16 protein-coding genes are annotated in these 19,474 nt (G+C 71.6%); 14 read left to right on the top strand and 2 right to left on the bottom strand.

All coding sequences use genetic code 11. The annotated features are described in order from the left end of the window. The first annotated feature begins 52 nt into the window (after positions 1-52). The 3 genes from ABT129_RS17305 to ABT129_RS17295 all read left to right on the top strand — a co-directional run bounded on the left by ABT129_RS17305 (position 53) and on the right by ABT129_RS17295 (position 3,226). On the top strand, positions 53-1,633 hold the full coding sequence (locus ABT129_RS17305) for an acyl-CoA mutase large subunit family protein (protein ID WP_351901693.1): 1,581 nt from the start codon (positions 53-55) through the stop codon (positions 1,631-1,633). 77 nt (positions 1,634-1,710) lie between these two features. Next, positions 1,711-2,367 (top strand): leucine efflux protein LeuE, encoded by a 657-nt coding sequence (gene leuE / locus ABT129_RS17300; protein WP_351901691.1) that lies wholly within the window; start codon positions 1,711-1,713, stop codon positions 2,365-2,367. A gap of 37 nt (positions 2,368-2,404) precedes the next feature. Next, positions 2,405-3,226, top strand: coding sequence for a MerR family transcriptional regulator (locus ABT129_RS17295; protein ID WP_351901689.1), 822 nt, complete (start codon positions 2,405-2,407; stop codon positions 3,224-3,226). A gap of 150 nt (positions 3,227-3,376) precedes the next feature. On the opposite strand, the gene ABT129_RS17290 is transcribed toward ABT129_RS17295, so the two are convergent. Both ABT129_RS17290 and ABT129_RS17285 read right to left on the bottom strand, forming a co-directional pair. Continuing rightward, positions 3,377-4,711, bottom strand: a complete 1,335-nt coding sequence (locus tag ABT129_RS17290; RefSeq protein ID WP_502981791.1) for a polysialyltransferase family glycosyltransferase — start codon at positions 4,709-4,711, stop codon at positions 3,377-3,379. Next, positions 4,708-5,814, bottom strand: coding sequence for a glycosyltransferase family 2 protein (locus ABT129_RS17285; protein WP_351901687.1), 1,107 nt, complete (start codon positions 5,812-5,814; stop codon positions 4,708-4,710). Before ABT129_RS17285 ends, ABT129_RS17290 begins: the two co-directional genes overlap by 4 nt. A gap of 219 nt (positions 5,815-6,033) precedes the next feature. Here ABT129_RS17285 and ABT129_RS17280 point away from each other — a divergent pair, with 219 nt between their 5' ends. The 11 genes from ABT129_RS17280 to ABT129_RS17230 all read left to right on the top strand — a co-directional run bounded on the left by ABT129_RS17280 (position 6,034) and on the right by ABT129_RS17230 (position 19,380). Further along, positions 6,034-7,323, top strand: coding sequence for a DUF6716 putative glycosyltransferase (locus tag ABT129_RS17280; protein WP_351901685.1), 1,290 nt, complete (start codon positions 6,034-6,036; stop codon positions 7,321-7,323). After that, a complete protein-coding gene (locus ABT129_RS17275; protein ID WP_351901683.1) occupies positions 7,323-8,534 on the top strand; it encodes a cytidylyltransferase domain-containing protein in 1,212 nt (403 codons plus the stop codon). The genes ABT129_RS17280 and ABT129_RS17275 overlap by 1 nt, the downstream gene beginning before the upstream one ends. 11 nt (positions 8,535-8,545) lie before the next feature. Further along, entirely contained in the window at positions 8,546-9,439 is an 894-nt protein-coding gene (locus ABT129_RS17270; RefSeq protein WP_351901680.1) for an N-acetylneuraminate synthase family protein, read from the top strand. Further along, positions 9,436-10,674: a P-loop NTPase family protein gene (locus ABT129_RS17265; protein WP_351901678.1), complete on the top strand. Its 1,239-nt coding sequence runs from the start codon at positions 9,436-9,438 to the stop codon at positions 10,672-10,674. Before ABT129_RS17270 ends, ABT129_RS17265 begins: the two co-directional genes overlap by 4 nt. A 116-nt stretch (positions 10,675-10,790) precedes the next feature. Then, positions 10,791-12,011 carry an amidohydrolase gene (locus ABT129_RS17260; protein ID WP_351901676.1) on the top strand — a complete coding sequence of 407 codons (1,221 nt, stop codon included), beginning with the start codon at positions 10,791-10,793 and terminating at the stop codon, positions 12,009-12,011. A gap of 345 nt (positions 12,012-12,356) precedes the next feature. After that, on the top strand, positions 12,357-13,415 hold the full coding sequence (locus tag ABT129_RS17255; protein WP_351901674.1) for a BMP family lipoprotein: 1,059 nt from the start codon (positions 12,357-12,359) through the stop codon (positions 13,413-13,415). Between the two features lie 104 nt (positions 13,416-13,519). Next, on the top strand, positions 13,520-15,232 hold the full coding sequence (locus ABT129_RS17250) for an ABC transporter ATP-binding protein (RefSeq protein ID WP_351901672.1): 1,713 nt from the start codon (positions 13,520-13,522) through the stop codon (positions 15,230-15,232). Beyond that, positions 15,229-16,347 carry an ABC transporter permease gene (locus tag ABT129_RS17245; RefSeq protein ID WP_351901670.1) on the top strand — a complete coding sequence of 373 codons (1,119 nt, stop codon included), beginning with the start codon at positions 15,229-15,231 and terminating at the stop codon, positions 16,345-16,347. The genes ABT129_RS17250 and ABT129_RS17245 overlap by 4 nt, the downstream gene beginning before the upstream one ends. Next, on the top strand, positions 16,344-17,606 hold the full coding sequence (locus tag ABT129_RS17240; protein WP_351901668.1) for an ABC transporter permease: 1,263 nt from the start codon (positions 16,344-16,346) through the stop codon (positions 17,604-17,606). Before ABT129_RS17245 ends, ABT129_RS17240 begins: the two co-directional genes overlap by 4 nt. Continuing rightward, positions 17,603-18,022, top strand: a complete 420-nt coding sequence (locus ABT129_RS17235; RefSeq protein WP_351901666.1) for a cytidine deaminase — start codon at positions 17,603-17,605, stop codon at positions 18,020-18,022. Before ABT129_RS17240 ends, ABT129_RS17235 begins: the two co-directional genes overlap by 4 nt. 80 nt (positions 18,023-18,102) lie before the next feature. Continuing rightward, a complete protein-coding gene (locus ABT129_RS17230; RefSeq protein ID WP_351901664.1) occupies positions 18,103-19,380 on the top strand; it encodes a thymidine phosphorylase in 1,278 nt (425 codons plus the stop codon). Positions 19,381-19,474 lie beyond the last annotated feature (94 nt).

The following is a 19,474-nucleotide window of genomic DNA, read 5'->3' as shown; positions in this document are numbered from 1 at the left end:
CGCCGCGAGGAGCCGTACCGCTGGGTGACGAGCCGTCCGGGAGGCGCAACGCATGGCACGCGAGTCTGAGTCGGGACTGCCCATCGAGCCGGTCTACGGACCGGACGCCCTGGACGGGTGGGACCCCGGGGAGAAGCTGGGAGAGCCCGGCGCGTACCCCTTCACCCGCGGCGTGTACCCGTCGATGTACACCGGCCGGCCCTGGACCATGCGGCAGTACGCGGGCTTCGGCACCGCCGTCGAGTCCAACGCCCGCTACAAGCAGCTCATCGCCAACGGCACGACCGGGCTCTCCGTCGCCTTCGACCTGCCGACACAGATGGGCCACGACTCGGACGCGCCGATCGCCTCCGGCGAGGTCGGCAAGGTCGGCGTCGCCGTCGACTCGATCGACGACATGCGGATCCTGTTCGACGGCATCCCGCTGGACGAGGTCTCCACGTCGATGACCATCAACGCCCCCGCCGCGCTCCTGCTGCTGCTCTACCAGCTCGTCGGCGAGGAGCAGGGCGTCCCCGCCGACCGGCTGACCGGCACGATCCAGAACGACGTGCTGAAGGAGTACATCGCCCGCGGCACGTACATCTTCCCGCCGAAGCCCTCGCTGCGGCTGATCGCGGACACCTTCAAGTACTGCGGGGCCGAGATCCCGAAGTGGAACACCATCTCGATCTCCGGCTACCACATGGCCGAGGCCGGTGCCTCGCCCGCGCAGGAGATCGCGTTCACCCTCGCCGACGGCATCGAGTACGTGCGGACCGCCGTCGCCGCCGGCATGGACGTCGACGACTTCGCGCCCCGCCTCTCCTTCTTCTTCGTGGCCCGTACGACGATCCTGGAGGAGGTCGCCAAGTTCCGGGCGGCCCGCCGGATCTGGGCCCGGGTCATGAGGGAGGAGTTCGGCGCGCGGAACCCCAGGTCGCTGATGCTCCGCTTCCACACCCAGACCGCGGGCGTCCAGCTCACCGCCCAGCAGCCCGAGGTCAACCTGGTGCGCGTCGCCGTGCAGGGCCTCGCCGCCGTCCTCGGCGGCACCCAGTCGCTGCACACCAACTCCTTCGACGAGGCCATCGCCCTGCCGACGGCCACGTCCGCCCGCCTCGCCCTGCGCACCCAGCAGGTCCTCGCGTACGAGACGGACGTCACCGCCACCGTCGACCCCTTCGCCGGCTCGTACGTCGTCGAGAGCATGACCGACGACGTCGAGGCCGCCGCCCTGGCCCTGATGACCCGGGTCGAGGACATGGGCGGGGCGGTCGGGGCCATCGAGCGCGGCTTCCAGAAGGGCGAGATCGAGCGCTCCGCCTACCGGATCGCGCAGGAGACCGACAGCGGCGAGCGGGTCGTCGTCGGCGTCAACCGCTACACGATCGACGTCGAGGAACCGTACGAGCCGCTCCGCGTCGACCCGGCGATCGAGGCCCGGCAGGCGGCCCGCCTCGCGAGGCTCCGGGCCGAACGCGATCAGCCGGCCGTCGACGCGGCGCTCGCCGCGCTGAGGACCGCGGCGGCGGGCACGGCGAACGTCCTGTACCCGATGAAGGCCGCCCTCAGGGCCCGGGCCACGGTCGGCGAGGTGTGCGGCGCGCTGCGGGAGGTCTGGGGCACCTACGTCCCGACCGACGCGTTCTGACCCGCCCGGGCCTCCCGATCTTCCGCGATACGAAACACCCGGGCGAAAGTCCGTACCCACGTGCGACACTCCGCTTCATGCTGGGTGTCACCGATCTTCCGACCTATCTCGTGGGTCTCGTCCTCATCATCCTCCTGCCGGGGCCGAACTCGCTGTACGTGCTGTCCGTCGCCGCCCGCAAGGGCACCCGGACCGGGTACAAGGCCGCCGCCGGCGTCTTCACCGGCGACGCCGTCCTGATGACGCTGGCCGCGCTCGGCGCCGCCTCGCTCCTCCAGACCACCCCCCTGCTCTTCACCGTCGTGAAGTACGCGGGCGCGGGCTACCTGGCCTGGATGGCGTACGGGATGCTGCGGGCGGCCTGGTCGATGTGGCGCGACCGGAGCGAGGAACGCGCCGAGGAGACCGCGGCGACCCCGACGGCACCGGGGGAGCACCCCTACCGCCGGGCGCTGATCATCAGCCTCTTCAACCCGAAGGCGATCCTCTTCCTGATCTCCTTCTTCGTGCAGTTCGTGGACCCGGGCTACGCCTACCCGGCGCTGTCCTTCCTCGTCCTCGGCACACTGCTCCAGATCAGCAGCTTCCTCTACCTGACCATGCTCATCTTCGGCGGCACCCGCCTCGCCGCCGCCTTCCGCCGCCGCAGGCGCCTCTCGGCCGGCGCGACCTCCGCCGCCGGCGCCCTCTTCCTCGGCTTCGCCGCGAAGCTCTCCCTCAGCAGCGCCGCTTGACCCTCACACCGTGTGAGGCCGTGTCGTAGGAGTCGTCATGTTCACCATCGGAGACTTCGCCCGGCACGGGCGGGTGTCGGTCCGGATGCTGCGCCACTACGACGCCATCGGACTGCTGCGCCCGGCCCGGGTCGACCCGCACACGGGCTACCGCTACTACGCGGCGGACCAGCTCGCGCTGCTCAACCGTGTCATCGCGCTCAAGGACCTCGGCTTCACGCTCGAACAGGTGGGGGCGATCCTCGACGAGAAGTTCGACGCGGACGAGCTGCGGGGCATGCTGCGTCTGCGCCGGGCCGAGCTGGAAGCGGCCCTGGCGGAGGCGCGGGCCCGGCTCGCCCAGGTCGGCGCGCGGCTCCGAGCCATCGAGAGCGAGGGACGTATGTCCACCCAGGACGTCGTCGTCAAGAAGATCCCCGCCGTCCGTGTCGCCGAGCTGAGCGCGACCGCCGCGAGCTTCGGTCCGCACGACATCGGCCCGGTCATCGGGCCCCTGTACGACGAGCTGTGCGGCCGGCTTGAAGCCGCCGGGGTCACCGGCTTCGGCCCGGGGATCGCGTACTACGAGGACGCGGAGAAGGGCGACGGCTCGGTCGTCGTGCACGCCGCCATGACGGTGCCCGAGGGGACGGTCGTGGAGGGCGTCGAGGTGCTCGTGCTGCCCGGCATCGAGGAGGCGGCGACCGTCGTCCACCGGGGCTCGATGGACACCATCCTGCCGACCGCGCAGACCCTGGCCCTCTGGATCGAGGCCAACGGCTACCGGTCGCGGAGCTTCGCGCGCGAGCTGTACCTGGAGTGCCCCGAGGACCGCTCGCGGTGGGTGACGGAGATCCAGGAGGCCATCGTCCGCGCCTGAGGGCTGAGGGCTGAGGCCGCCTGAGGCCTGAGGACCGACGGCCGAGGTGGCGAGAGCCGGCCGCGGGCCCGGATCCCCCGCACGGGGTCCGGGCCCGCCGTTTCTCGGTGGCCGCCACCTCTTCGGCCACCACCGCCACCGCCCCTCCGGCTACCTCTTCAGCGCCTTGCGCAGCCGCAGCGCGCGCCGCGCCAGGCGGCGGACCCTCGGGTGGCGGGGGAGCGGGATGCCGCCGGGCAGGTTCAGGACGGTGAGGCGGCGGCGGGTGAAGTGGTGCCGGGTGTGCTCGGCGAGCGGCCCCGACAGGTGCCGTACCGCCGGCTCGCGGAGTTCCGGCCGGATCTTCGGCTGCATCGCGAAGCCGACGGCCGCGACGAGGTCGTTCAGCTCCGCCGTACCGACCGTGCCGCTGTGCTGCCCGCCGTCCTCCCCGCTGTCCTCCAGGGGCGGGACGACCGCGTCCACGACCGTGAGCGGGATGCGGTTGCTGTTCTGGAACGGGGTGAGCCGTTCCAGCAGGGTGCGCGTCCCGACCCGGGCGATCGGCAGACCGTAGAAGGTCCGGGCGGTGAGCAGCGCCGTCGAGAAGCAGCCGACGACCAGGGCGGGCCGCAGCTCGCGGTAGAGCACCTCGGCGAGTACGGGCCGGTCCTCGACGGTCAGTTCGGCACCGAGGGCCTCCGCCTCGCGCGCCAGCGCCTTCGACCAGGAGTCGGGGGCCGTCGGGTGCGGTTTGAAGACGAGCCGCCGGTGGCCGTGGGCGACCGCGCCCCGGACCATCCGCAGGTGCAGCTCCTCCTCCTCGGCCGCGGTCAGCAGGTCGAGCGCGGCCAGGTACTGGCCGAGGAGCAGCGCGGGCCCGTCCTCCGCGCCCGCCGGCGCGTCGGGCCCGGCCAGTTCTTCGACGCACCGGGTGAACGCCTCGGTCGGTACGGCCTCGGGCACCGCCCCGAACTCGGCGAGCAGCAGCGGCGCGAGTCCGGGGACGAGGTCCAGGTGGAGCAGCCGGGCGACGCGTCCGCCGATCAGGGGGTCGATCTTGTTCCGGGTCGGCCCGTAGCTCATGAGCCCGTCCGCGTACGCGGTGATCGGAGCGTCGGGCAGCAGCTGGGCGATGGCGAGGGCGGGCGTCACCTGGAGCGACTCCAGGGCGAGTTCGACGCGGTCGTCGCCGAGGTTCCACAGCTTGCGGAGATGACGCTGGAGCAGCGGCAGGTCGCTCGGCCGGGGGGTCCAGCCGCCCGGGTGGAGCGGGGAGATCGTCTCGTTCCAGGACAGCACGGAGTCGAAGCGGCCGCGCAGCCGGTCGAAGCCCTCGGCCTCGTCCAGGGCGGGGGTCGTCTCCGGGACGGCGGCGTTGTTGGTGACGAGCAGGATCCGGCGGTCGGCGGGACCGAAGGCGCCGCTGTCCAGGGCGGCGGCGAGCGTCACGGCCCCGTAGAGGGTGGAGGCGCAGAAGATCTGGGTGGTGCGGCGGGGGCTCACGCGGCCACCTCCGAGGAGGCGGGGGCGGAGGCGGTCGCGGAGGTGGCGCCGGTGCCCGGGCGGGAGCCCGTACCCGAGTCGCGGGAGCCCGTACCCGAGCCGCCGGAGCCCGGACCTGAGCCCGTGCCCGGTCCCGGCGGTGGTGCCGGGCGGCGGCGCCGCAGCTTGCGCAGCATCGTCGCGCGGTCCCCGCCCATCGCCCCCAGGGCCTCGTCGAGGACTCCCTGGGGCATCCGCCGCAGCGCGCCCGCGCTCATCGCCTTCAGCCGGCGCGCCACCTCGGGTTCGAATCGCTCGATCGAACCGATGTGATGGGAAATCACCGCGCAATAGGTACGGACGGCCTTGGGAAGAAGAAGATCGGCCGCCGGATCCTGCGCCGTTTCCTCGATCACCTGGTCGAATGCGCGGATGAAATCCAATTGCCTGACATCACCGATCTGGGTGAGCGAGGTGGCCACTCCGCGCCGATAGAAGACACCGAGTTCACCGATCGCGGCGAACGATTCCGCCTCGCGGTGCAGTTTCCAGATCCACGGCCGGTCCTCGGCCGTCCGCAGCCCGTGCGTGAAGTGCAGCAGGCCCCGGTCCAGGAGCCGCCGGTGGTAGATCCCGGCCCAGGCGTACGGGTAGTCGACCGAGGTCGTCCGGTGCGACGGCAGGATCGCGTCCCGAGGGTTCAGCACCTCGCCGCGCAGGGGGACGGGCGCACGGCGGATCCCGCGGTTCCTGCCGGTGACGGAGACGTGGTCGGTGCGCAGGAAGTCGCAGCCGAGGTCCTCGGCGGCGGCGACCAGACGGGAGTAGTAGCCGGGGGCGAGCCAGTCGTCCCCGTCGAGGAAGGTGAGGTACTCGCCGCGGGCGGCGTCGAGTCCGGTGTTGCGGGCCGTGGCGAGACCCTCGTTGTGCTCGTGCCTGATCAGGACGGCACCCGGGATCTCGCGCGCGGCCCGTTCGAGGAGCTCGGGAGTCCCGTCGGAGGAGCAGTCGTCGACAAGGAGGAACTCGAAGTCCTCGCGGGCGTTGGCCCGCAGGCTCGTGAGGGTGTCGGGGGCGTATGTCTGCACGTTGAAGAACGGCACGACGACGGAGAGCTTGACCACCCGGTCGACGCTAGGCGTCGCCCCGGCATTCCCACCGACCGGCGGGCAGCCTTTCGGTGAACACCAAGCGGCGGGCCGATTAACCGCCTTTCCGCGCAGGGGAAATCGGCCTCGGTACGTCCTGATCGCGACCCACTTCAGCGGGCGGAGAGGCTCTGTTCACCGTTTGTTGTGGCTCAGTTGGGCCGGAAAGCGGAATGCCCTTCTAGCGTCCTCGACGTGCCAGCAAGTACCAGAGAAGCGGTACGGGTCGCCGTACTCGCCGACTCCGACACCCGGTGGAAATGGGGCGCCCTCACGGCGCGCCGCATCACCACGGCGACCGCCGAACCCACCGGATTCGTCCTACGGGGACGGGCCACGCCCACCGAACGCCAGCTCGCCGAGACCGGGGTGTCCACGACCACCCCGCGCGAGGTGACGGGCGCGGAGTTCCTGCGCGCGGTACGGGACGCGGAGGCGCGCGGCGAGGGATTCGACGTCGTCGTGCTCGCCCTCGTCGGCGGCACCGTCCGCGCCGTCCTCCAGGGCCTGGCCGACCTGGGCCTCGCACGGCGCCCCGTGATCGTCACCGGCTATGTCGGGGTCGTCTACGAGAAGCTCACCGACGGACTCCTCCTGCGGCACGGCGCCGATGTCGTCCTCGCCAACTCCCGCCACGACGCCGAGCGTTTCCGCGCGGTGTACGAGGGAGTGGGCGCCGGAGCCGACTCGGTCGTGGAGGCGGCCCTGCCCTTCCTCGGCGGCGCCCCGCACACCCCCGAGGCCGGCCGCGACACCCTGGTCTTCGCGGCCCAGCCGTCGGTGCCCGCCACCCGGACCGAACGCGCCTACGTCCTGAAGCGGCTGATCGGGCACGCCCGCCTCCACCCGGGCCGCGAGGTGCTCCTCAAGCTCCGCTCCAAGCCGGGCGAGCACACCACCCACCTGGAGGAGTTCCCCTTCCAGAAGCTGGTCCGCGAGCTGGACCCGCCGGCCAACTTCCGTCTCGTGTACGGGCACATGGGCGAGGTCCTGGACCGGACCGACCTGCTGGTCACCGTCTCCTCGACGGCCGCCCTCGAAGCCCTCCACCGGCGCATCCCCACCGCGATCCTCACCGACCTCGGGGTCCGTGAGGCGCTCGGCAACCACCACTTCGTGGGCTCGGGCCTCCTCGCCTCCTTCGACCGGCTCGACAAGGGGCTCGCCCCGACGCCCGACGAGAGCTGGCTCGCCCGGCAGGGCGTCGCCTCCGACAGCCCCTACGAGGCCGCCTTCGACACGGCCCGCGACCGGGTCGCCGAGCTCCTGGCACTCCCCGCGCTGCCCCCGATCACCCCCTACTACACCGCGGAGACGGCCCCCGGCTACCTGCCCGGGATCCTCGCCCGCCACCGCCTGGACGTCACCGCCCCGGAGCCCCGCGAGAGCGGCCTGCGACGGGTCGTCCGGGAGGCCGCGCGGGGCGCGTACCGCCACGGCGTGCAACGCGTCGCCCCCGTCATCCGCCGCCTGGGAGAACTCTGATGACCGCCACCCCGCAGGCCCCGCAGCCCCCGGCGACCGTCCTCGCCGTCATCCCCGCGAGGGGCGGCTCCAAGGGCGTCCCCGCCAAGAACCTCGCCCCGGTGGCCGGGGTCCCCCTGGTGGTCCGCGCCGTCCACGCCTGCCTGGGCGCCCGCGCCGTCACCCACGTGGTGGTCTCCACCGACGACGCCGGCATCGCGGCGGCGGCCCGTACCGCCGGCGCCGAGGCCGTGCGCCGCCCCGCCGAGATCGCGGGCGACACCGCCACCAGCGAGGCGGCCGTCCTGCACGCGATGGACGCCTTCGAGGCCACCCACGGCCGCCCGGCCGACGTGGTCCTCCTCGTCCAGTGCACCAGCCCCTTCCTGACCTCCGCCGAGATCGCCGAGACCGCCGAGCGCGTCACCTCGGGCGCGGCCGACACGGCCTTCACCGCCGCGCCCTCGCACGGCTTCCTCTGGCGCGACTCGGCCGAGAACGGTGCCACCGGCGTCAACCACGACAAGGCGCACCGCCCCCGCCGTCAGGACCGGGAGCCCGAGTACCTGGAGACCGGCGCCGTCTACGCGATGGACGCGGCCGGCTTCCGTACCCACGAGCACCGCTTCTTCGGCCGTACCGCGCTCGTCGTCGCCGACCCCGCCCGGGTCCTGGAGATCGACGACCCGCACGACCTGGCCCGGGCTCGCGCCCTCGCGCCGCTCCTCGACACGCCGGCCACCCCCGGCTTCGCCGACGTCGACGCCGTCGTCCTCGACTTCGACGGCACGCAGACCGACGACCGGGTCCACCTGGACGCCGAGGGACGCGAGTTCGTCTCCGCGCACCGCGGCGACGGCCTCGGCATCGCCGCCCTGCGCCGCGCGGGACTGCCCGTCCTCATCCTCTCCACCGAACAGAACGCCGTCGTCGCCGCCCGCGCCCGCAAGCTCAAGATCCCCGTCCTGCACGGCATCGACCGCAAGGACCGGGCCCTCAAGGAGTGGTGCGAGGCCGAGGGCATCGACCCCCAGCGCGTCCTCTACGCCGGAAACGACGTCAACGACCTGCCCTGCTTCCACCTCGTCGGCTGGCCCGTCGCGGTGAGCAGCGCCCACGACTCCGTACGGGCCGCGGCCCGCGCGGTCACCGTCACCCCGGGTGGCTCGGGAGCGATCCGCGAGATCGCCGCCTGGCTCCTCGGACCCGAGCTCAACACCCCCGACTCCTAAGGAACAGCACCATGAGCACTCGTCTGCGCACCTTCGGCGAGAAGACCGCCGGCCCGGGCCGTCCCGTCTACATCACCGGCGAGATCGGCATCAACCACAACGGCGAGCTCGAGAACGCCCTCGCGCTCGTCGACGTCGCCGCCGAGGCCGGCTGTGACGCCGTCAAGTTCCAGAAGCGCACCCCGGAGATCTGCACCCCGCGCGACCAGTGGGACATCGAGCGCGACACCCCCTGGGGCCGGATGACGTACATCGACTACCGCCACCGCGTGGAGTTCGGCGAGGACGAGTACCGCGCCATCGACGAGCACTGCCGCAAGCGCGGCATCGACTGGTTCGCCTCCCCGTGGGACACCGAGGCCGTCGCCTTCCTGGAGAAGTTCGACGTCCCCGCCCACAAGGTCGCCTCCGCCTCCCTCACCGACGACGAGCTGCTCCGCGCCCTGCGCGCCACCGGCCGCACGGTCATCCTCTCCACGGGCATGTCCACCCCGAAGCAGATCCGCCACGCGGTCGAGGTCCTCGGCTCGGACAACATCCTGCTCTGCCACGCCACCTCGACGTACCCGGCCAAGGCCGAGGAGCTCAACCTCCGCGTGATCAACACGCTGAAGGAGGAGTACCCGAACGTCCCGATCGGCTACTCCGGCCACGAGACCGGCCTCCAGACCACGCTGGCCGCCGTCGCCCTCGGCGCCACCTTCGTCGAGCGCCACATCACCCTCGACCGCGCCATGTGGGGCTCCGACCAGGCCGCCTCCGTCGAGCCCCAGGGCCTCCAGCGCCTGGTCCGCGACATCCGCACCATCGAGACCGCCCTCGGCGACGGCGTCAAGAAGGTCTACGAGTCGGAGCTCGGCCCGATGAAGAAGCTCCGCCGGGTCCAGGGGCTCGTCGCCGCATGACCGGGCAGCTGGCGTTCGTCGAGAGCCCGGTCCAGCTCCTCAACGTCCTGGAATGGGCGCACGCCCAGGCTCCCGCCACGGGAGCGCCCGCCGACGCCGGGGGCGACACGGCCCCCGGCGGCCGGGGGGCCGCCCTTCCGGGCGCCGCCCTTGCCGAGCCCAGGCTCCCGGTCCCCGATCCCGTCACGGGTACGGCGCCGCCGGACGGCCGCGCCGGGGGACACGGGCCCGCCACGGGTCCGGCGCGCTCCGCACCCGACCTGACGGTCGTCGTCCTCTCGCCGACCGACCCCATGTCGCGGGGCCAGCTGCGCCGGATGGCCCAGCTGGCCCGCGACGAGGGCGTCACCGTCCGCTGGCAGGAGGCCCGCGGCGGCCGGGGCGCGCTCGCCCGCACCCTGCGGGAGCTCGCCCGGCCGCTGCGCTCGGCGGAGCGGGTGATCATCGGCGACCCGTTCTCCCGGTACGTCCAGCTGCTCCTGACCCTCTTCGGCCCCCGGCACCTGACGGTGGTCGACGACGGCACCGCCACGATGGAGTTCGCCGCCCAGATCGGCCGGGGCGAGCGCCTGGTGCGCTGGCACCGCAAGGGCAGCCTGGGCCCGCGCGAGCTGCTCCTCGCCCCGGTGAGCTCGCTCGCGAGGCGGCGTCTCGCCCCGACCGGGAACCGTACGGTCGAGATCTTCACCTCGCTGCCCGTCGAGGCCCCGGAGGGCATCACGGTCACCGAGAACGCGTTCGCCTGGACCCGGACCCGCTTCGGCCCGCCGCTGCTCACCGGCGGTGCGGACCTGGTCGGTACCTCGCTGGTCGAGACGGGGGTGGTCGACGCGGCCCACTACGACCGGGTGGTGGGCGAGCTGGCCCGCACCCACGGCGCCACCCGCTACTTCGCGCACCGCAGGGAGAGCGCCGAGAAGCTGCACCGGATCGCGGTCGAGACGGGCCTGCAGGTGGTCCGGCCGGAACTGCCCCTGGAGCTGATCGCCCGGCGCGGGCCCATCGGCCGTACGGTCGTCAGCTTCCCGTCCACGGTCGTGCACACCCTGCCGCTGGCCCTCGCCGGGACCGGGGTGAAGGTCGCGGTCTGCGAGATCGCGCCCGAGTGGCTGCGGGAGAGCGCCTCACCGCGCGCGCAGGGTTTCCTGTCGGGGGTGGCGGGCACGGCGGCCCACGAGGTGGACCGGCTCACCGCGCGGGCGGCGGCCCCGACCGACCGGCTCGAATTCGGCTGAGCGTACCCATATGGAGTGGCCTTCATGCCTGACAAACCGAGATTCTTTCCCCTAACGGGCTGAACTTTTTGTGATCAACGGGCAGTTGACCACTCCGGAGGCCTACCCTTCAAAGGGTGAACCAGTTGAAGTCCCGTGAGCCAGGCTCCGTCACCCTGCCCGGAACGCTGTCCGAACCCCTGCGCGTCGAACTGATCGCCTTCCGCAGGGACTTGCACATGCACCCGGAGCTGGGGAACCAGGAGTTCCGTACGACCGCCGCGCTCAAGGCCCGCCTGGAGGCGGCCGGCCTCGCGCCGAAGGTCCTGCCGGGCGGCACCGGACTCATCTGTGACATCGGCACCCCGGACCACGACCGGCCCATGCTCGCCCTCCGCGCCGACCTCGACGCGCTGCCCATCCCCGACGTCAAGACCGTCGCCTACCGCTCCACCGTGGCCAACCGGGCCCACGCCTGCGGACACGACGTCCACACCACCGCGGTCCTCGGCGCCGGACTCGTCCTCGCCGATCTCGACCGGCGGGGCCTCCTGCCGAACGCCGTACGGCTCCTCTTCCAGCCCGCCGAGGAGGTCCTCCCCGGCGGAGCCGCCGACGCCATCGAGGCCGGGGTCCTGGACGGGGTCGGGCGGATCATCGCCGTCCACTGCGACCCCAAGGTGGACGCGGGGAGGATCGGGCTCCGCGCCGGACCCATCACCTCCGCCTGCGACCGTCTCGAAATCACCCTGGACGGCCCCGGCGGCCACACCGCCCGCCCGCACCTCACCACCGACCTCGTCACCGCCGCCGCCCGGATCGCCACCGACGTCCCCGCCGTCCTGGCCCGCCGCGTCGACGCCCGCTCGGGGCTCTCGGTCACCTGGGGCCGGATCGAGGCGGGCCACGCCTGCAACGTCATCCCGCAGCACGCCGAACTCTCCGGCACCGTCCGCTGCCTCGACCTGCCGACCTGGCGGGAGGCGCCCGACCTGGTGCACGCGGCCGTCGACGAGATCGCGGCCCTGCACCGGGCCAAGTCGACCGTCACCTACGTCCGTGGCGTCCCCCCGGTCGTCAACGACCCCGGCGTCACCGAACTGCTCGCGGCCGCGATGACCGCCCGCCGCGGACCGTACGCGATCGAGGACACGGAGCAGAGCCTCGGCGGCGAGGACTTCTCCTGGTACCTGGAGCACGTCCCCGGCGCCATGGCCCGCCTCGGCGTCCGCACCCCCGGCGACACCCGGGTCCGTGACCTGCACGCCGGGGACTTCGACGTGGACGAGCGGAGCATCGAGGCGGCGGTCGAGCTCTTCACGGCGGCGGCCCTGATCGACGGCACACCGGGGCGCTGACCCCCCGGACCAGGGGCGCCGCCCCCGGACCACCGGCCCCGCCCCCGGTCCACCGCGGCCCCGGCCTCCGGCCGGACGGACCCCTCGTCCGTCCGGCCGATCGCCTTCCCCCCTTCGGCCCACAGGCCCGGCGCGGCGCGCCCGGCCCCCCGTCCCGTCGGCTCCGCCCGGCGATATAACCGGCGGTACCGGGCCGAACGCCCCCGGTCGCCTCGGCTGGCCGGTTCGCGACGATCCGATAACGACTCATGAACGGGTCTTTAACTGACATCTACGCGCGTTACGATCGCCGCGAAACCAGCGCCGGAAGAGGCGCTTTCGGTCAGTCTTGAAGGGACCCTCCTCTTGCGCCGGATCACCAGGATCACGACCGTGGGCATCGCCTCCGCGGCGCTCGCCCTCTCCGCCACCGCGTGTGGCAAGTCTTCGACGGACTCCGGCTCCAGCCCGAGTTCGGACACGAAGGCGACGAAGGCCGCCATCGCGTACGACATCGGCGGCCGTGGCGACCAGTCCTTCAACGACGCCGCCTACGCGGGCCTGAAGAAGGCCGAGGACGAGCTCGGCGTCAAGGGCTCCGAGGCCGAGCCCTCCGAGGGCGAGGGCGACGCCGACAAGGTGCAGCGCCTCACCGCGCTCGCCCGCGCCGGGAACAACCCGGTCATCGGTGTCGGCTTCGCCTACGCGCCGGCCATCGAGAAGGTCGCCAAGGCCTACCCGAAGACCACCTTCGGCCTCATCGACGACACGTCGAAGACCGGCCCGAACATCGCCAACCTCGTCTTCAACGAGGAGCAGGGCTCCTACCTGGCCGGCGTCGCCGCCGCCAAGGCGTCCAAGACCGGCACGGTCGGCTTCATCGGCGGTGTCGAGGTTCCGCTGATCAAGAAGTTCGAGGCGGGCTTCGCGCAGGGCGTCAAGGACACCAACCCCAAGGCGAAGGTGCTCGTCCAGTACCTGACCCAGCCGCCGAACTTCGACGGCTTCTCCAAGCCCGACCTCGGCAAGGCCGCCGCGGAGGGCCAGCTCGACAAGGGCGCCGACGTGATCTACGCGGCCGCCGGTCTGGCCGGTTCCGGCTCGATCGAGGCCGCCTCGGCCGCCGGCAAGTGGGCGATCGGTGTCGACTCCGACCAGTACAACCAGCCGGGTCTGGCCGCGTACAAGGCCAGCATCCTGACCTCGGTCACCAAGGACGTCTCGGACTCCGTCTTCAACCTGATCAAGTCGGTCAAGGACGGCAAGCCGCAGACCGGTGAGGTCCGCTACGGCCTCGCCACCGACGGTGTCGCCCTGGCGGACTCCAACCCGAAGTTCAAGGAGATGACGGACCTCATCGCCGCGGTGGACAAGGCGAAGAAGGACATCATCGACGGCAAGATCACGGTCAAGACCGCTCCGTAAGGAGCAGGGTCGACGACCCAAGGCCCGGCAACGGTGGGACCCCCACCGGGGCCGGGCCCCATTCCCGTACGGGTTTTCATTTTTCGGCAGCGCTACGCGTGTAGATGTCTCCCTGGCACGATAACTTCGCCCCGCCCTGCCCTCCCGCTCCCACTCCTTCCGGCCAAGGAGAGTGCGTCATCAACGCGTCCAGCCCCCCTGCCGTAGAACTGCACGGCATCACCAAGCGATTCCCTGGCGTCGTCGCCAACAAGGACATCGCCATCACGGTCCGCAAGGGCACCGTGCACGCCCTCATCGGCGAGAACGGTGCCGGCAAGTCGACCCTCATGAAGATCCTCTACGGCATGCAGAAGCCGGACGAGGGCACCATCGCGATCGACGGTGAGCAGGTCACCTTCTCCAGCCCCGGTGACGCCATCGCGCGCGGCATCGGCATGGTGCACCAGCACTTCATGCTCGCCGACAACCTCACCGTCCTGGAGAACGTCGTCCTCGGCGGCGAGAAGCTCTACGGCATCGGCGCCAAGGCGCGGCGGAAGATCCAGGAGATCTCCGACGCCTACGGCCTCGGGGTCCGCCCGGACGCCCTCGTCGAGGACCTCGGCGTCGCCGACCGTCAGCGCGTGGAGATCCTCAAGGTCCTCTTCCGCGGTGCCAAGATCCTCATCCTCGACGAGCCGACCGCCGTCCTCGTCCCGCAGGAGGTCGACGCGCTCTTCGACAACCTGCGCGAGCTCAAGTCCGAGGGCCTGACCGTCATCTTCATCTCGCACAAGCTGGGCGAGGTCCTGAAGGTCGCCGACGACATCACCGTCATCCGCCGGGGCACCACCGTCGGCACCGCCGACCCCAGGACCGCCACCACCAAGCAGCTCGCGGAGCTGATGGTCGGCAGCGAGCTGCCCTCGCCGGAGACCCGCGAGTCCACGGTCACCGACGTCCCGATGCTCTCCGTGCGGAACCTGACCCTGGTCGAGAGCGGCGCCTCGGGCGCCCCGCTGACCAGCGCCGCCCCGCCGGACCCCGCCAGGACCGTCGTCGTGACGGAGGAGACGGCCGTGGGCCGCAAGCTCCTCGACGACATCTCCCTCACGATCCACAAGGGCGAGATCCTCGGGATCGCGGGAGTCGAGGGCAACGGCCAGACCGAGCTGATCGAGGCCCTGATGGGCATGGCCACCCCGGACTCCGGTGTGATCACCCTCGACGGCCAGGACATCTCCAAGGTCTCGGTGCGCAAGCGCCGCGAGGGCGGCATCGGCTACATCCCCGAGGACCGCCACCGCCACGGCCTGCTCCTGGAGGCCCCCCTCTGGGAGAACCGGATCCTCGGTCACGTCTCCGAGGCGCCCAACTCCCGGCGCGGCATCCTCGACCCGAAGGCGGCCCGCAAGGACACCGAGCGGATCGTGCGCGAGTACGACGTGCGCACGCCCGGCATCGACGTCACCGCGGCCTCCCTCTCCGGCGGCAACCAGCAGAAGCTGATCGTCGGCCGCGAGATGAGCCACGCGCCCAAGTTCCTGATCGCCGCCCACCCCACCCGCGGTGTGGACGTCGGCGCGCAGGCGCAGATCTGGGACGCGATCCGGGACGCGCGCCGCGAGGGCCTGGCGGTGCTGCTGATCTCCGCCGACCTCGACGAGCTGATCGGTCTCTCCGACACCCTCCGGGTCATGTACCGCGGCAGGCTCGTCGCGGACGCCGACCCCGCCACCATCACGCCCGAGGAGCTGGGCTCCGCCATGACCGGCGCGGCCAGCGGCCGCCTCGAGGGCAACGAAGAGCAGTCCGAAGACGGTGACGCCCGATGATGAAGATCGACAAGGACAAGCTGATCCTGGGCGCGGCGGGACCGGTGCTCGCCCTGGTCTCCTCGTTCGTGCTCACCGTGCTGGTGCTGCTCGCGACGGGCCTGGACCCGATCGAGCCGATCCGGCTGATGATCGAGAACGCCGGGTTCGCCGACATCCAGGTCCTGATCGTCAACCAGACCGGGATCTACTACCTGGCAGCCCTGGCCGTGGCCATCGGCTTCCGGATGAACCTGTTCAACATCGGTGTCGACGGCCAGTACCGGCTCGCCGCGATGGTCTCGGCGCTCGTCGGCGCCTCGATCGAGCTGCCCGGCCCGCTGCACATCTTCGTGATCGTCGTCGTCGCGATGCTGACCGGCGCCTTCTGGTCCGGCATCGCCGGCATCCTGAAGACCACCCGCGGCGTCTCCGAGGTCGTCTCGACGATCATGCTGAACGCCATCGCGACCTCGCTGGTGGCCTGGCTGATCCTGCCGAAGAACTTCGGCGTCCAGCCGGAGGGCTCGAACAACCTCACCACCGGTGAGATCTCCGAGTCCGGCTGGTTCCCGGGCATCGACATGGGCGAGGGCAACGGAGTCATCTACGGCTTCACGTTCGTCGCGCTCGCCCTCGGCGTCGTCTACTGGTTCACCCTCAACCGCACCCGGTTCGGCTTCGACCTGCGCGCCACCGGCGCCAGCGAGTCCGCGGCCCAGGCCAGCGGCGTCGACGCCAAGAAGATGATCCTCACCTCGATGCTGCTCTCGGGCGCGCTGGCCGGCCTCGCCGGCATGCCGACGCTGCTCGGCGAGTCCCACACGTACAGCCTCGACTTCCCCGTCGGTGTCGGCTTCACCGCCATCACCATCGCGCTGCTCGGGCGTAACCACCCGGTCGGCATCTTCTTCGCGGCGCTGCTCTTCGCGTTCCTCGACAAGGCGTCCAGCTCCCTCGACACCTACGGGTATCCGAAGGAGATCACCAAGATCATGCAGGGCATCATCGTGATCGCCGTGGTCGTCTCCTACGAGCTCGTCCGCCGTTACGGCCTCCGCCGCCAGCAGCAGAAGGTCGGCGAGGAACTCGCCGCCGGCGGCGCCATCAAGACCGACAAGGAGGTCTCGGCATGAGCACCGGCACTGTCACCAAGCCGAGCGCCGCGCCCAAGGGCGGCGGACGCCGCAAGCTCACCTGGCCGTGGATCATGCTGATCGTCGCGGCCGGTCTCCTGCTCTTCTCGTTCGTCCGGGCCGTCTCCGGGGCCAACGACCTCACCTCGGTGGGTCAGGTCTCGGGTGCGCTCCAGCTCGCCGTGCCGATCGGCCTCGCCGGTCTCGGCGGTCTGTGGGCCGAGCGCGCGGGCGTCGTCAACATCGGCCTCGAAGGCATGATGGTGCTCGGCACCTGGTTCGGCGCCTGGGCCGGATACCAGTGGGGCCCCTGGGTGGGTGTCCTCTTCGGTCTCCTCGGTGGCGCGATCGGCGGTCTGCTGCACGCGATCATCACCGTCACGTTCAACGTGAACCACATCGTCTCCGGTGTGGCGATCAACATCCTCGCGGTCGGCTTCACCCAGTACCTGTCGAACTTCACGTTCGCCGAGGCGGAGGGCGGCTCCTCCAAGCAGTCGCCGCGCATCGATCAGATCACCAAGATCACGATCCCAGGGTTGTCCGACTGGCTGGCCGACCTCCAGGGCAAGCACTGGTTCTTCATCTCGGACCTGGCGGGCATCCTCGGCGGCCTGGTCACCAACCTGTCGCTGCTGACCGTCGTCGCCCTGCTGCTGATCCCGGCCACCTGGTGGCTGCTGTGGCGCACCGCCTTCGGCCTGCGCCTGCGCTCCTGCGGTGAGAACCCGGTCGCCGCCGAGTCGCTCGGCGTCAACGTCTACAAGTACAAGTACATCGCCGTCACCGTCTCCGGCGCCCTCGCGGGCCTCGGTGGCGCGTTCCTCGCGATCGTCGCCACCGGCATCTACCAGGAGGGCCAGACCGGCGGCCGCGGCTACATCGGTCTCGCCGCGATGATCTTCGGCAACTGGATGCCCGGCGGCATGGCGCTCGGCGCCGGCCTCTTCGGCTTCACCGACAGCCTCAAGCTGCGCGGCGGCGCCGAGAACGTCCACGCGCTGCTGCTGCTCGTCGCGGTCCTCCTGCTGATCGCCGCCGTGTGGCAGCTGTACAAGAAGAAGTACGTGGTCGGCGCGGTCTCCGCGGCCTTCTCCGCCGCCTTCTTCCTCTGGTACGTGCTGACCGACGAGGTCCCGAGCCAGTTCGTGGACGCGGCCCCGTACATCACCACCCTGCTGGTGCTCGCCCTGTCGGCGCAGCGCCTGCGCATGCCGAAGGCGGACGGGCTGCCGTACCGGAAGGGCCAAGGCAAGTGACGGCCGCCCTTCCGGGGACCACCCTGTCCGAGGCGGACTGGGAGCGGCTCCGGGCCACGGCCCGCGAGGCGATGGCCCGCGCGTACGCCCCGTACTCGGGTTTCCCGGTCGGCGCCGCGGCCCTCGTGGACGACGGGCGGGTGGTCTCCGGCTGCAACGTCGAGAACGCCTCCTTCGGGCTCGGCCTCTGCGCCGAGTGCGGTCTCGTCTCACAGCTCCAGGCGACCGGCGGCGGCCGTCTGACCCACTTCGTCTGCGTGGACGGCCGGGGCGAGTCCCTGGTGCCGTGCGGCCGGTGCCGGCAGCTCCTGCACGAGTTCGGCGGCCCCGGACTCGTCCTGGAGACGCCCGCCGGGTTCCTCACCCTGGCCGAGATGCTGCCGCAGGCGTTCGGCCCGGAGCACCTCGCGAAGTAGTACTTCGGAGCGGCCCTTCCGGCACGATGGGAGGGCCGCTCCTCCTTTCCCCCTCTATGCGCGTAGAAAGAGGCACCACCATGGACGTCATCTCCGTCATCCGCACGAAGCGGGACAAGGGTGAGCTGAGCCCGGAGCAGATCGACTGGGTCATCGACGCCTACACCCGCGGCGCGGTCGCCGACGAGCAGATGTCCGCCCTGGCCATGGCCATCCTGCTGAACGGCATGAACCGCGCCGAGATCGCCCGCTGGACGGCGGCCATGATCGCCTCCGGCGAGCGCATGAACTTCGACGCGCTCTCCCGCCCGACCGCCGACAAGCACTCCACCGGAGGCGTCGGCGACAAGATCACCCTCCCGCTCGCCCCGCTCGTCGCCGCCTGCGGCGCGGCCGTGCCGCAGCTCTCCGGCCGGGGCCTCGGCCACACCGGTGGCACGCTCGACAAGCTGGAGTCCATCCCCGGCTGGCGGGCGCTGCTCTCCAACGAGGAGATGCTGCACGTCCTCGACACCACCGGCGCGGTCATCTGCGCGGCCGGCGACGGTCTGGCCCCGGCCGACAAGAAGCTGTACGCGCTCCGCGACGTCACCGGCACCGTCGAGGCCATCCCGCTGATCGCCTCCTCGATCATGTCGAAGAAGATCGCCGAGGGCACCGGCTCCCTGGTCCTCGACGTCAAGGTCGGCACCGGCGCCTTCATGAAGAACATCGAGGACGCCCGCGAGCTCGCCTCCACGATGGTCGGCCTCGGCACCGACAGCGGCGTGAAGACGGTGGCCCTGCTCACCGACATGTCGACCCCGCTCGGCCTCACCGCGGGCAACGCCCTGGAGGTCCGCGAGTCGGTCGAGGTCCTCGCGGGCGGCGGCCCGGCGGACGTCGTCGAGCTGACGATCGCGCTGGCCCGCGAGATGCTCGCGGCGGCCGGCATCAAGGACGCCGACCCGGCGAAGGCGCTGGCCGACGGCTCGGCGATGGACCACTGGCGCCGGATGATCGCGGCCCAGGGCGGCGACCCGGACGCGGCCCTCCCGGTCGCCCGCGAGCAGCACGTCGTCACGGCCCCGTCCTCCGGCGTCCTGACCCGTCTCGACGCCTACGACATCGGCATCGCCGCCTGGCGCCTGGGCGCGGGCCGTGCCCGCAAGGAGGACCCGGTGCAGGCCGGCGCGGGCGTCGAGATCCACGCCAAGCCGGGCGACACGGTGACGGCCGGCCAGCCGCTCGTCACCCTCCACACGGACACCCCGGAGAAGTTCGACTACGCGCTGCAGTCGCTCGGCTCTGCGTGGGACATCGCGGCGGAGGGCACGTCCTTCACCCCGAACCCGATCGTCCTGGACCGCATCGCCTGAGCTCAGCCGTGGGCATATGCCTCTGACACCTTCGGGTGAACGGGACCGGTGGACCCCCACCGGTCCCGTTCGGCATGCTGGGATCGGTGACGCA

This window comes from Streptomyces sp. NPDC002057, from assembly GCF_040296665.1.
Lineage (GTDB): Bacteria > Actinomycetota > Actinomycetes > Streptomycetales > Streptomycetaceae > Streptomyces.
Note: the sequence above shows the minus strand (reverse complement) of the source record. Positions and strands in the feature narration are given on the sequence as shown.

Bases quoted from the DNA above. Each gene is read 5' to 3' on its own strand.
- ABT129_RS17305 (WP_351901693.1), top strand. From the start codon at position 53: ATGGCACGCGAGTCTGAGTCGGGACTGCCCATCGAGCCGGTCTACGGA.
- leuE (WP_351901691.1), top strand. From the start codon at position 1,711: ATGCTGGGTGTCACCGATCTTCCGACCTATCTCGTGGGTCTCGTCCTC.
- ABT129_RS17295 (WP_351901689.1), top strand. From the start codon at position 2,405: ATGTTCACCATCGGAGACTTCGCCCGGCACGGGCGGGTGTCGGTCCGG.
- ABT129_RS17275 (WP_351901683.1), top strand. From the start codon at position 7,323: ATGACCGCCACCCCGCAGGCCCCGCAGCCCCCGGCGACCGTCCTCGCC.
- ABT129_RS17270 (WP_351901680.1), top strand. From the start codon at position 8,546: ATGAGCACTCGTCTGCGCACCTTCGGCGAGAAGACCGCCGGCCCGGGC.
- ABT129_RS17265 (WP_351901678.1), top strand. From the start codon at position 9,436: ATGACCGGGCAGCTGGCGTTCGTCGAGAGCCCGGTCCAGCTCCTCAAC.
- ABT129_RS17250 (WP_351901672.1), top strand. From the start codon at position 13,520: ATGTCTCCCTGGCACGATAACTTCGCCCCGCCCTGCCCTCCCGCTCCC.
- ABT129_RS17245 (WP_351901670.1), top strand. From the start codon at position 15,229: ATGATGAAGATCGACAAGGACAAGCTGATCCTGGGCGCGGCGGGACCG.
- ABT129_RS17240 (WP_351901668.1), top strand. From the start codon at position 16,344: ATGAGCACCGGCACTGTCACCAAGCCGAGCGCCGCGCCCAAGGGCGGC.
- ABT129_RS17230 (WP_351901664.1), top strand. From the start codon at position 18,103: ATGGACGTCATCTCCGTCATCCGCACGAAGCGGGACAAGGGTGAGCTG.